Annotated in this window: 17 protein-coding genes; 8 read left to right on the forward strand and 9 right to left on the reverse strand. The window is 61.1% G+C overall.

The window, feature by feature from the left end; all coding sequences use genetic code 11:
- Window positions 1–86: 86 nt before the first annotated feature.
- Together pth and ychF are read left to right on the forward strand one after the other, a co-directional pair.
- Window positions 87–698, forward strand: coding sequence for an aminoacyl-tRNA hydrolase (gene pth / locus CQ14_RS00480; protein ID WP_057856000.1), 612 nt, complete (start codon window positions 87–89; stop codon window positions 696–698).
- A 61-nt stretch (window positions 699–759) separates the two neighbouring features.
- Window positions 760–1,857, forward strand: coding sequence for a redox-regulated ATPase YchF (ychF, locus tag CQ14_RS00485; protein WP_057856001.1), 1,098 nt, complete (start codon window positions 760–762; stop codon window positions 1,855–1,857).
- A gap of 129 nt (window positions 1,858–1,986) precedes the next feature.
- Here the strand turns inward: ychF and CQ14_RS00490 are convergent, their stop codons facing one another.
- Window positions 1,987–2,280 carry a DUF4282 domain-containing protein gene (locus tag CQ14_RS00490; protein WP_057856002.1) on the reverse strand — a complete coding sequence of 98 codons (294 nt, stop codon included), beginning with the start codon at window positions 2,278–2,280 and terminating at the stop codon, window positions 1,987–1,989.
- 204 nt (window positions 2,281–2,484) lie between these two features.
- Between CQ14_RS00490 and CQ14_RS00495 the strand changes: the two genes are divergently transcribed.
- From CQ14_RS00495 to CQ14_RS44360, 3 genes are all read left to right on the forward strand, one after another.
- Window positions 2,485–2,946 carry a MaoC family dehydratase gene (locus CQ14_RS00495; protein ID WP_057856003.1) on the forward strand — a complete coding sequence of 154 codons (462 nt, stop codon included), beginning with the start codon at window positions 2,485–2,487 and terminating at the stop codon, window positions 2,944–2,946.
- A gap of 2 nt (window positions 2,947–2,948) precedes the next feature.
- Window positions 2,949–3,425 carry a MaoC family dehydratase gene (locus CQ14_RS00500; RefSeq protein ID WP_057856004.1) on the forward strand — a complete coding sequence of 159 codons (477 nt, stop codon included), beginning with the start codon at window positions 2,949–2,951 and terminating at the stop codon, window positions 3,423–3,425.
- Window positions 3,426–3,564: 139 nt separating this feature from the next.
- Window positions 3,565–3,708: a hypothetical protein gene (locus tag CQ14_RS44360; protein ID WP_199805399.1), complete on the forward strand. Its 144-nt coding sequence runs from the start codon at window positions 3,565–3,567 to the stop codon at window positions 3,706–3,708.
- A 37-nt stretch (window positions 3,709–3,745) separates the two neighbouring features.
- Here the strand turns inward: CQ14_RS44360 and CQ14_RS43095 are convergent, their stop codons facing one another.
- The 7 genes from CQ14_RS43095 to CQ14_RS00530 form a co-directional block, all read right to left on the reverse strand.
- The gene (locus CQ14_RS43095; protein ID WP_156434587.1) at window positions 3,746–3,883 is read right to left on the reverse strand and encodes a hypothetical protein; all 138 of its coding nucleotides are present in this window, start codon (window positions 3,881–3,883) and stop codon (window positions 3,746–3,748) included.
- A 155-nt stretch (window positions 3,884–4,038) separates the two neighbouring features.
- Window positions 4,039–4,455, reverse strand: coding sequence for a hypothetical protein (locus CQ14_RS00505; protein ID WP_057856005.1), 417 nt, complete (start codon window positions 4,453–4,455; stop codon window positions 4,039–4,041).
- Window positions 4,456–4,639: 184 nt separating this feature from the next.
- Window positions 4,640–5,542 carry a hypothetical protein gene (locus tag CQ14_RS00510; protein ID WP_199805400.1) on the reverse strand — a complete coding sequence of 301 codons (903 nt, stop codon included), beginning with the start codon at window positions 5,540–5,542 and terminating at the stop codon, window positions 4,640–4,642.
- Between the two features lie 91 nt (window positions 5,543–5,633).
- On the reverse strand, window positions 5,634–6,068 hold the full coding sequence (locus CQ14_RS00515) for a nuclear transport factor 2 family protein (protein WP_057856007.1): 435 nt from the start codon (window positions 6,066–6,068) through the stop codon (window positions 5,634–5,636).
- Between the two features lie 175 nt (window positions 6,069–6,243).
- The gene (locus CQ14_RS00520) at window positions 6,244–6,510 is read right to left on the reverse strand and encodes a hypothetical protein (RefSeq protein WP_057856008.1); all 267 of its coding nucleotides are present in this window, start codon (window positions 6,508–6,510) and stop codon (window positions 6,244–6,246) included.
- A 167-nt stretch (window positions 6,511–6,677) separates the two neighbouring features.
- Window positions 6,678–7,127 (reverse strand): nuclear transport factor 2 family protein, encoded by a 450-nt coding sequence (locus tag CQ14_RS00525; RefSeq protein WP_057856009.1) that lies wholly within the window; start codon window positions 7,125–7,127, stop codon window positions 6,678–6,680.
- 240 nt (window positions 7,128–7,367) lie between these two features.
- Window positions 7,368–8,192 (reverse strand): hypothetical protein, encoded by an 825-nt coding sequence (locus CQ14_RS00530; protein WP_156434588.1) that lies wholly within the window; start codon window positions 8,190–8,192, stop codon window positions 7,368–7,370.
- Window positions 8,193–9,168: 976 nt separating this feature from the next.
- On the opposite strand from CQ14_RS00530, the gene CQ14_RS00535 reads away from it, so the two are divergent.
- Window positions 9,169–9,582, forward strand: coding sequence for a hypothetical protein (locus CQ14_RS00535; RefSeq protein ID WP_245320084.1), 414 nt, complete (start codon window positions 9,169–9,171; stop codon window positions 9,580–9,582).
- 129 nt (window positions 9,583–9,711) lie between these two features.
- Here the strand turns inward: CQ14_RS00535 and CQ14_RS00540 are convergent, their stop codons facing one another.
- The gene (locus CQ14_RS00540; protein ID WP_057856011.1) at window positions 9,712–10,275 is read right to left on the reverse strand and encodes a hypothetical protein; all 564 of its coding nucleotides are present in this window, start codon (window positions 10,273–10,275) and stop codon (window positions 9,712–9,714) included.
- Between CQ14_RS00540 and CQ14_RS43100 the strand changes: the two genes are divergently transcribed.
- Together CQ14_RS43100 and CQ14_RS48535 are read left to right on the forward strand one after the other, a co-directional pair.
- Complete coding sequence (locus CQ14_RS43100) at window positions 10,274–10,624, forward strand: hypothetical protein (RefSeq protein WP_156434589.1); 351 nt, start codon at window positions 10,274–10,276, stop codon at window positions 10,622–10,624. The genes CQ14_RS00540 and CQ14_RS43100 overlap by 2 nt on opposite strands.
- A 9-nt stretch (window positions 10,625–10,633) precedes the next feature.
- A complete protein-coding gene (locus CQ14_RS48535) occupies window positions 10,634–11,230 on the forward strand; it encodes a hypothetical protein (protein WP_488230442.1) in 597 nt (198 codons plus the stop codon).
- Window positions 11,231–11,436 lie beyond the last annotated feature (206 nt).

Here is an 11,436-nt window from a genome sequence, read left to right on the forward strand (position 1 = left end):
GGCAGGTGCTGCAGCTCCGGCGGCGGCCGCCAAGGCGCCGGCGGGCGGCGACAAGAAGAAGTAAGCAGCGGCAGGGATGCCGCGCCATGCGCCTGTTTGTCGGTCTCGGTAACCCCGGTTCGAAATACGCGAACAACCGGCACAACATCGGCTTCATGGCCGTCGATGAAATTGCGCGGCGTCACGGTTTCGCACCGTGGCGCCGCCGTTTTCAGGGCGAGACTTCCGAAGGCACGCTCGATCGCGAGAAGGTCGTTCTGCTTCGGCCGACCACCTACATGAACGAGTCCGGGCGCGCGGTTCAGGAAGCGGCGAATTTCTTCAAGCTCGGCGCCTCCGACGTCACCGTGTTTCAGGACGAGCTCGAACTGCCGCCGGCGAAAGTGCGCGTCAAGGTCGGCGGCGGTATCGCCGGCCACAACGGGCTGCGCTCGATCTCCTCGCATATCGGCAACGACTATCGCCGGGTGCGGCTCGGGATCGGTCATCCCGGCATCAAGGAAATGGTGCACAGCCACGTGTTGTCGGACTTTGCGAAGAGCGACCGGGCCTGGGTGGAAGCCTTGTGCGCGGCGGTTGCCGACAATGCCGGCTTGCTGGCGGCAGGGCACGACTCCTCGTTCGCGAACAAGGTGCATCTGGCGCTGCAGGCCAAGGGATTTTTCGAGAAGGAAGGCGGCGGAGACAAGCCGGCTTGATCTCGCAACCGTCACGCCGGGACAAGCCCGGCCATGACGACAGGATGGTTTTGAGGACACGATGGGATTCAAATGCGGTATCGTCGGCCTGCCCAATGTCGGCAAGTCGACGCTGTTCAACGCGCTGACCGAGACGGCTGCGGCGCAGGCGGCGAATTATCCGTTCTGCACCATCGAGCCGAATGTCGGCGAGGTCGCGGTGCCCGATCCCCGGCTCGACAAGCTCTCTGATATCGCCAAGTCGGCGCAGATCATTCCAACGCGGCTGACCTTCGTCGATATCGCTGGCCTCGTCCGCGGCGCCTCCAAGGGCGAGGGCCTCGGCAACCAGTTCCTCGCCACCATCCGCGAGGTCGACGCGGTCGCGCACGTCGTTCGGTGCTTCGAGGATTCCGACATCACCCATGTCGAAGGCAAGATCGCGCCGTTGGCCGACATCGAGACCATCGAGACCGAGCTGATGCTCGCCGACCTCGACAGCCTGGAAAAGCGCGTCGATAACCTGGCCAAGAAGGCCAAGGGCAACGACAAGGACGCCAAGGAAGCGCTCGATCTCGTCAATCGCGCCCTGGTGCTATTGCGCGACGGTAAGCCCGCGCGCTTTCTCGAACGCAAACCGGAAGAAGAGCGCGCCTTCGGCATGCTCGGCCTCCTGACCTCTAAGCCGGTGCTTTACGTTTGCAACGTCGAGGAAGGCTCGGCCAAGGAAGGCAACAGCTTCTCGAAGCAGGTATTCGAGCACGCCAAGAAGGAAGGCGCGGTCGCGGTGGTGATCTCGGCCAAGATCGAATCCGAGATCGCGACCCTGTCACGCGAGGAGCGCGCCGAGTTTCTCGATACGCTCGGCCTGGAAGAGGCCGGTCTCGACCGCCTGATCCGCGCCGGCTATCAGCTGCTCGACCTCATCACCTATTTCACCGTCGGCCCGAAGGAAGCGCGCGCCTGGACCATCCACCGCGGCACCAAGGCGCCTGCGGCGGCCGGCGTCATCCATACCGATTTCGAAAAGGGCTTTATCCGGGCCGAGACCATCGCCTATCCCGACTACGTCGCGCTGAGCGGCGAAGCCGGCGCCCGCGATGCCGGCAAGCTGCGGCTGGAAGGCAAGGAATATGTCGTCGCCGACGGCGACGTGATGCACTTCAGGTTCAATAACTGAATTCGCCGTCGTCATTGCCTGCGACAAACGCGAAGCGTTTGCGCACGGGAGCAAAGCGACGAAGCAATCCATCTATCCCCGCGCGGAGAGGTGGATTGCTTCGCTTCGCTCGCAATGACGGGGATAGAATTACCGCATCCCGCCCTGATCGCGGATTGCGCCGAGATGCTCGTTGATACGGAAGACGATCAGGATGAATTCAGCGGCGATGCGCGAAAACACCACGCCGACCACGACGCCGGCGATCGAGGACAGCAGCAGGATGAATCCGGCGAACGGACTGATCGCCATCGCGGCAAGCGCCGAAAAGATTCCGGAAAGGCCGAACAGCACGATCAAGCCGATGACCAGCCAGTAAAAAGTCTTGATGATCGTGGGCGTAATGAAACGGTCCCACTGAAACAGGTCCTGAAAATCGAACATCGGTGGCCCTCCCCGGCGAGTCAAATAACCTGGTCCCCAGATAACACAGGGCTAACCCCGAAAATTGCTTCGGGCAAGTCAGGGGCGAGCGCCGCAGGCGGCACTCTCTCCCGGCGAACGAGCCATGCGAGTGGGCGGGTTGAGATTGCTGCAAATAACGGCCACATTCGGGCTTGCCCATAGCTATCCTCAATTCCGACATCCATGACCACGCTGACCTTCGAAGATTTCAAGCCCGGCCATTTCGGCACGTTCGGACCACGCCATGTCACGCGCGAGGAGATTTTGGCCTTCGCCGCCGAATACGACCCGCAGCCGATGCATCTGGACGAAGAGGCGGCCAAGGCCTCGATGCTCAAGGGCCTGTCCGGCTCAGGCTGGCATCTCGGCTCGCTGATGATGCGAATGCTGTTCGACGGCTTCATCGGCCGCACCGCCTCGCTCGGCTCGCCCGGTGTCAATGAAATGCGCTGGCTGGCGCCGCTGCGCCCGGGCGACGACCTGACGCTGGATGTCGACGTCGCCGAGGCCAGGATTTCGAAGAGCCGCCCCGAGACCGGCATCGTGACCTTCAAGGGCACAATCCGCAACGCGGCAGGCGTTGTGCTGTGCGAGATGGAGTCGCCGATCATCGTGCGTCGGCGCCTCGAGGCGGGAGCGGCGTAGCGATGCGTTTCTTCGAGGACATCGAGATCGGCGCCCGGCGCGAGTTCGGCTCGTTTACCTTTACCGCCGAAGACATCAAGCGGTTTGCCGCGCAGTTCGATCCGCAGCGCTTTCACCTCGATGAGGAGGAGGGACGCAACTCCCTGTTCGGGGGTCTCGCGGCATCGGGCTGGCACGTCGCGGCAGTGTGCATGAAGCTTTTGGTCGCCGACGGCAAGCGGCTGTCGGCGGAGGCCGCCGCGCGCGGCGAGAAGGTTGCGGTATGGGGGCCGTCTCCGGGGTTTCGTGAACTGCGCTGGATCAGGCCGGTGTTGGCCGGCGATACCATCAGCTTTTCCAACCAGGTCGAGACCAAGCGGACCTCGGAGAAGCGTCCCCAATGGGGCATCCTCCAGGCCCGCAATACCGGCATCAACCAGCGCGGCGAAGTCGTGTTCTCGTTCCTTGCCACCGCCTTCGTGCCGCGGCGGGGTGGTTAATAATAGCCCGGCGCATGGTTAGCGAATTGTTCCGTTAGGGCTTCGTAATCCATGACTCCGCGCAACGGATTTTTTGCTAACGCATTTTGAACTTTCTGCCTGCCATAAGCGTCTCAGGGGAAGTACCGAGGGGATGAACATGGCAGATCGCAACAGCCTGAAATTCGTCGGCTTTGTCTTCGCGACCGTCACGATGGCGGTGATGCTGACCGCCACCATGGTGGTGAAGTCCTATGCCGACGGCGTCTACACGATCGAGGAAACCTCGTTCGCGCGTCAGTAATTGCAAGATCGGATAGTTAGCGAGCGCTGAAGAAAGTTCAGCGACTCCAGATCAGCGTCATTGCCACGACCGCGAGCGTCAGCAGTCCGACGAAGCGGATCACGAGCGTGCCCATGCTATGGGACGATTGCCGCAACGGCATTGAATCGATGTTGTCTGGCTGAACGTTTTGCATCGCCGGTGTGTCCCACAAAAGGTGCCTGTCGCCACGTGACGACATCCGTCCTTGGACGCGACCGACTTATAAAGTTCAGATCGAGCACAGCCAAACAAAACCGCCGCGCTCCGTTACGGAACGCGGCGGAGTGTTAGATTTTTGCAACGATCAGATCAGGCGTTGCGCAGGCCGTCGGCGGCGCGCTTCCACTGCGTGACGTTGTCGGCGATCATGCGCGTCGACTTCATCGCCGCCTGGCTGAGCTGCGCATAGCCCGAGATCTCACGCTGAACGCGCTGGCCTTCGGCATGCAAGAGGTCGCGCAGGCTCTCGAGTTCGGAAATCAGTTTCTCGATTTCAGCAAGCGAGGTGCCGGCGACGCGCTGGATCAGCGAATTGACGTTGTTGACGGTGGCTTCCGCATTGGCGTCGAGCGGCGCGGTGTCCGGAGCGACTGCGGGGCGGCGCAGATAGGCGATATCGTTGCGAACGAAATCACGGATGCCGGCCTCTACTTCGGAGACCGCGGCGAGATCGTTGTCGACCTCTGTATTTGCTTCAACCTGTTCGGGTCGATTGGTGGCGTTCATCGGCTATTCCTCTGTTTCGCTTTCAGGCGAGCGCGGACAGTCCCCCGCACGACGAAGTGGAGCGGGCCTCATCTGTCCCGCCGATTTTGACCGCATCTGGGCCATTCTGCGGCAATGGTCGTTCATTCTCCGGCGTTAACCTTAAGGGGCTGAAAACCCTCGCCAAATCGGGCGATTTCGCCCCTTACCAGCTCCGTTTGAAGCCCGCGCTGAGGCTCTTGCTGGCGACGCCGGAGGGCGTTTCGCCGATCGAGCCGGAGATGGTGACGCCGTCGAACAGCTTCTGCTCGGCGCCGACCTTGCGCAGCCATTTGTCGTCGGAGGTCGACAGGGTCTGGCCGGCAAGGAAGCTGGTGCCGGTATCGGCAATGCTGAGCCGTGCCGACTGGTCGGTTTCGTAGCTGCGGGAGGGATGGCTGACGATGCCGGGCACCGGCACGATGCCCTGCTGGATCAGGTTGTAGTCGTTTCGCAGCGTCAGCGAATATTGCTCGCTGATCGGCAGCGATTTGCTCAAGGAGGTGCCGAGCTTGCTCTGCTCGGATCCGGGATCGACGCGGGCTTCGACCGCGGTCTTGTCCCAGATCGAAGCGACGCCGGGAGCCGTGATCGCGGCCCATGCGGTGCCGGACGATTGCGGCAGGCTGCCGCCATTGGCGAGTTTTTCGGAGAGCTGCTCGGATGTGGTCGCGGTGCCTTGCCGGGCGACGGTCATGTCGGCGCCGATGCGCGTATCCCAGAACGGCGAGATCGATTGCTTGACCGACACGGCGGAGGTGCCGTTCGCCCTCTCATTGGCGGACCAGGAAGCGTCGGCGCTGGCAGCGCCCTTTGACGAGCTGCCTCCCTTCGCCATTAAGTCCATCAGGGTCGACGCATCGACGTTAAGCTGGCTCCAGTCCAGCTTGTCGACGTCGATGTCCTTCATGATGTCGACGTCGTTGACGCTGGGAGCCGCCTCGGTCTCTTCGGCCTCCTGCGTCTCCGCTTCGTCGTTCGCCGGCGGCGTTTGCGCCGCTGCCGCCAGCATCGTAGCCAAACTTACGCCGGCCACCAGCAATGGCAGCCGCGCCCAGCCAAATCGCATTTTCGGAATCATTGCCCGCCCGCATTCCAAGTCGCGCCTAGAATGCGTTCGCTCTGTTGCGAAATTATGGCGGGTACAGCGAAAGACCCGACTAAACCGCCATTCGCGGCAGGTTGATCGGATAGCCCACGGTCTGCTCGACCAGATCGAACGTGTCGACCAGCACGCGGAAGTTGGTGAGGCGTCCGGCCTTGAATTGCGCGAAATGGGCGATGCGCAGGCTGATCGGCTTGTTCGAATCCAGCGCCGTCAGCGAATAGCGCATCATCGACGCAGCCGAGTCCACGCCCAGCATGATCGATTCGCGGTCGAAGCGGTGGACGCGGAAATTGTCCGCGATCTGCCTGATGACATCGATCACGGCTTCCTTGCCGCGGCGCGAGCCGAAGAACGGATACATGTCGATCGGTCCGTAGATCGCCCAGTCGACGTCCTCGTCGAGCAGGGCTTCGAGATCGGCGGGCTGGCGTTCATTGATCGCGCGATGAAACGCGCGCGAAAAACGCCAGAGACTATGCTCTGTCATTTTTGATCTGGTCCTTGGAACTGGAAATTAAAAACGGCAAGCGCGCCCAACAGGGCGTCTTCATCGACGCCGGGCCGAAATGCCGGACTTCACTGTTACAGCCAGAAATAGAGCAGTTCCGCCAAAACACAATTGCCGTTTCTGCATTGCACAAATGCGGCCTATTTCGGCCGCTTTAGCGGTCGCGGCGACGCGCCGGCTCGCGTTCGATGGCGATTTCGGCGTCGCGGATGGCGATGATGCCGAACAGCAGGGCGCAACCGATACCGCCGATCGCGGCCCCCAGCGGCATGAAGGTGAAGAACACCAGCATCCCGCTATAGCCTTCAAAACTCGTGGTTTTAAAGACTTCGATCCAGACCAGCCCGGCCCCGATTCCAAGCGCGGCGCCGCCCAGAATGCCCAGCGCCAAACCAAGCAAAGCCAGCAACGCGATCTTCATAGGTTCTAAATGCCCGCAAACAGCCTTGTGGTGTGTCACGGCCGGCGCGATCAGGTTCAATGGTGCCGGGAAAATGAGCGCTGGGGATGCGCTGCCTGTTGATGCGTCATGCGCAGGGATGCATGGCCGAATGTCGCGTCAGTCGCAGGCCCGGATTGCCGACCGCGCTAGATCGGGTTGGGCCGCCGTCCGGTCAGGATCGCGGCGACATCGCGCTCGAGCAATTGTTGCACCAGGTCGAAAGTGTCGATGATTTCCCTGATGTGGCTGATCTTGCCGTCGCGCAGCGTGTAGAAGCCGGCGATGTCGAACTGCACCATGCGCTGGTTGATGTTCTTGCGGAAGAACACGCGGATGAAGGCGGCCGCCTTGTCGTTCTCGGCGACCAGCATCGGCACCTCGCAGCGCAGCTCGGAATAGCGGGCACGCACCGCATTCCACATCTCGCGCAGCTCGGCCTTGCCGCGGCGATGGCCCATATGCGGGAGGATGTCGATCGGGGCGTTGGCGAGGGATTCGACGTCGTCGGTGCAGCGCTCCAGCGCGGCTTCGACGTCGCCGGAATACAGGACGTTGAGGAAATCCAGCACGCGCTGGCGATTTGATCCCTCGGTCATTCGCCCACCTACCTGTGTTCGACCCGATTCTCGCGGCCGCATTCATTGTGAACGGAACGGCACAACTAACAATCGGCAAAAGGACTTAAAGTATTCTGAAAGGACTTTGACGCGCCTGCCCGAGGGAAGGTTCAACAGCGCCGCGACACCACGGCCTGCGGTAGGCCATCACCGTTTCCGAGGCAGGGCGGCTTCCGCAATGCCGGCCACGCTATTTTCGGGTAACCATAGCGGCACCTGTTACCGCTTGACGAACTCCGCTTCCGGCACGGCCTTGCTGGTGGTGAGGTCGATCACGAACCTCACTTTCTTCTCGTGGCCAGGCGGGACATAGGCTTCGCCGGGCCCCAGCTCGCCAAAGAGCTCCTTCGGTTTCGGAAAGCCCTTGGTGCATGCGGTCTCGATCGTTGCCTTGTCGGCATGGGCGATCTCGACGGCAACCGTATCGGGTCCCGGCCCGGGGCCGAGCCTGGCGAAGCCGAAATATTTCGACGTTTCCTTGCACTCGACGACGTTGGATCCGTAGGCGCCGACCGCATCCTCTCCGGTCACGAAATAGTTCAGCGACATATCGATCGTCTTGTTGAAGTCGCGGGCGAACACCATTTCGGCGACGCCGGATTCGAGATGGCCTTGCCCGATATGGCCGGTGATGCAGATCAGGCGATCCTGCCTGTCGTTGCGCGCCACAATGATGCAATCGCTGACCTGAAGGCCCGGCTGATATCCGTTGAAGATGGCGGCGCCGTCCTTCTGCTCGAAGATGACCGAGCCGCCGAAGTCATTGGCGTGGGCTTCGCAGCCGCTTTCGTAATTGACGACGAGAAGCGTGCTGCCGTCGGCGAGGAATTTGCCGCTGTAACGATCCGGCCGCAGCTTGACGTCGCAGCGCTTGCGGCCGGGATATGCCTTGGCCCGCCTGCAGGCCGATCCCTTGATGTCAGCGGCATCGCAGAATGTCGCGAGCAATGGCCGGTCGGCGTTCGGCGCCTTGTCCCTGACTTGCGCGAAGGCCGGCGGGGTGAGGCCGAGTGCGAGCAGGATCGCCGCGCCGATTGCTTTCAAGGGAATCTCCCATCGTGGCTGCCACGTCAGCAATAAACCGGCTTTCGCGAGCGGCGACAATAAACAGATTTGAATGTCAAAAAGCGTATTGATTGTCGTCACCCGCCTTGTGCGCAATTGCGTACAGGGGTGGTGACCCAGTATTCCAGAGATGCCAGTGCTTGAACCGAGAGGCCGCGGCGTACTGGATACCCCGCCTTCGCGGGGCATGACAACGGAGGAGACACGCCTCCGCATTCTCGCGGCACATTGCGCCCGAGCTTTGCGGTCGGCGTTGCCCTCGAAATCGAAGAGGGCGCAGGGAAGGCCGGGTGCCCATGACACCCGCAGTCGTGCGCACAGGGGTGCACACGGCGGACTGCAGGTGCGCCGGAACACCCGGCCTTCCCTGCGCAATGGTTTTAACGGCTTATAGCGCGCTCTTCCCGGAGCCGAATTCCTTTGGCCTCCGTCGCTGACGGATTGACGATCGATCGAAGCCCGGTTGTGACAGATCGATCTCCGCCGGCTTGACACCAGCCACGGGTGCCAGAACCACACGCTTTTGCCGTCCGCGGCTTCATCTGCCAGAATGTTTCGATTGGCCCGCATGCTGCCAGACCGAAGTTCTGGTTGAAGCGTTTAAGCGCCGTTCGTCGCGCGCCGTTCGATCGCTCACGGGACAACGCCCGCCCTGCGATTACTGGCGCGGCCGACGCTGCTGCGTCCACCGCATCCCGCGCCCAACGTCCGTGACGATCGCGATACGCCCCTCCTGCGGGTGCGGGATGGCCGGATTTGTACGCGTGATTTGGGGCAATCGCGAAGCGGATTATTTCTGCAGGGACGACTGGACCAAGCCGTGCCTGATTTGCCTGGCAAGCCACCCAATCTCTAGTGGCTCTCTCGCCAAGCGCCGGGTGAGGGGCTCTCGCCACGCGCACCTATGTTTGGGACAGCGTGACGCCGGTCACGGCCGGCCGACACGCAGGCGCACATGCTGGCGTCCATCCTCGCCATGGACCTCACCGGAGCCGCCGCCATGAACGCCCTCGCTGCACCGAAATCATCGCTGCAAAACCGCCTCGAGGGTTTTGCGCTCACCGCCACCTTCCAGGGCTTTCCGACCTTCGCCGCCGCCACGCTGCTGCTTAGACTCGCGCATCACCAGATCGCCGGCGGCGCGGTGTTCTTCGTGGTGGCGGCTTCGATCTTCCACGGCCTGTTCACACCCTGGCTGGCGCCGAAATTTCCAAGATTCTTCAAGAACAGCTACGAGCCGCTGTTCTTCGATGCCGGCCTGTCGTTCGCCGACAAGCTCGCGCAGTGGCGCGCGCAGCCGACCGTGTCGCTGCAACTGGTGACGAGTGTGATGATGCTGTCGGTGCTCGCGGTCGCGGTGGTGAGCTAGAGCGTGAACCCGCGTCCGCTTTGGGGCGAATTCCGAACTTGGTCGAACATCAAGCGACGTCCGAATGGGCCGAAAAGCAGAAGCCTAATTTCGCCGTACCTGACGATACGATAATCCCTATCTGCTCGATCAGGACTTCCCCTTGAGTTCAAAGGATCCGAAGAATTTTTCTTTCTTTTCCGCTGCCACGTCGCGATACGCATTGGGGCATTCAATCGTTACCATGTAGAGCGTACCTTTCGTCCTGATGTAGCGGAAATGCGCAGTCGTTGCCGAGTTGGCGACTGAGAAGAACAGATTGTCGACGTCATCCTTGGTATTGCGGCTTACATCAGACACTTTGTTAGCCGGATTGGATGAGAAAGATTTGGGAATCGCCGCGAGGTCGACAGGCGTCTTTGCGGTTGCCGGCAGTTCAACCGCGGTAAACTTGATTCCCTCAGAACTCTTGCCGCCGACGACATGGCTCACTTCGTCCGTGCCCGGGTCGCGAGTCGTGAAATCATTGAAGGGAATTGGCAGGAGAATCGAGAACGAGCCCTTGGTCGAAACAGCCGGATACCATCCCGAGCCATCGTCCACGTTAACGCCGACACGATGCATTTCAAGTTTCGGTTCTGCAGTCGCCGATGTAGAGACTATGAGCGCCAGCGAAAGGACACTCGCGAGCAGTCGCAGAATGGGGATGGGCATGGATGGTCTGCTGCCGTTGCAGTCGGCAGGGGATGTTCGCTATTTGTTGAAAGAAAGGCATGGCGGCGCCGCCGGCGCTGGCGCTGCGCGTCTGTGGTTCTGGTGCAACGACTGGACCTCGGAATTTAGCCTTGAAAGAGCGTTGGCCGCGTCGCGACAACAGAGTCCTGAATGGTTCAATCGCGTCATTCAGACCACGCACCCGTCATTTCCGGTCTACCCCAATAAGCGGATAATTTCTGAGCCGGTGGGCAGGTCTCAAGCGGGCCAATTCCGGACTCTTGCGCCGCAAAAGGAAGTAGCAACACTACGTCCCTTGCAGGGCGTGCTTTGGTGGAACGCGAACTGAGGGGGCTGTGTGAGAAGCGACATTCGATTTGTGATGCATCCGGATGACGAGGCTGTGCTGATGTCGGAGTTGTTACGCGACCCCGTGGTTCTTCTCGTAGATGGCCCGCGGTGGAAGTCGGCCGCGCCCCCAACAACTCGAAATGTCGCTTCTGTCGGTTACTACTGCATCATCTGGTCCCCCGAGGACCTGCCAAAGCTACCAGCCGAATTCATCCCATCGTGCAACGATTGGTATTGCAGAGGTGAGTATGCAACAATTCAATTCATAAGGTGCGTAATCACCGGCACGGTGATCACACAGGGCCGATTTGCGATCGCGACTGATCAGGCAAGCGAGAAGACCGCGGCGAACGTCGAACGCCGTTACAATTTGCTGCGTCGTTGGATCAAGAAAACCTGCGTCAACTCCGTCGTCCGTTGGCGTAGTCCGGGGATTCCGGAGGCCCCGGCTGGACCAAACAGATCCGCGAATCCAAGCAGCCCAGACCGATCGCTATGGGTTGGACCCTCTGCGATGAATTGGCTGACCGCCGATGCAACACGGCGGATCAAAATCTCGCCAGGGACTCTTGTAGAAGGGTTTATCAGCCAACGATCGATCTGACCTCGGGCCCTGCGGTCAGGTTAGCATCACCTGCAACATGTCCCAGTTTCCGTGACGAGAGGGACTTTGGCGATGCTTCGCTGCTGTCGAAGTGAGGCTTGTCTGCATTGTCAAAAGCTGACATCGGCGGCCAGCTCACCGACGTCCGCTTTGGGTCGATACCGTTGAAGAAGTCGGTCCGCGACCGCGGGCGCCCCCAATGCAGT

The sequence above is a fragment of the Bradyrhizobium lablabi genome, from assembly GCF_001440475.1.
GTDB lineage: Bacteria > Pseudomonadota > Alphaproteobacteria > Rhizobiales > Xanthobacteraceae > Bradyrhizobium > Bradyrhizobium lablabi.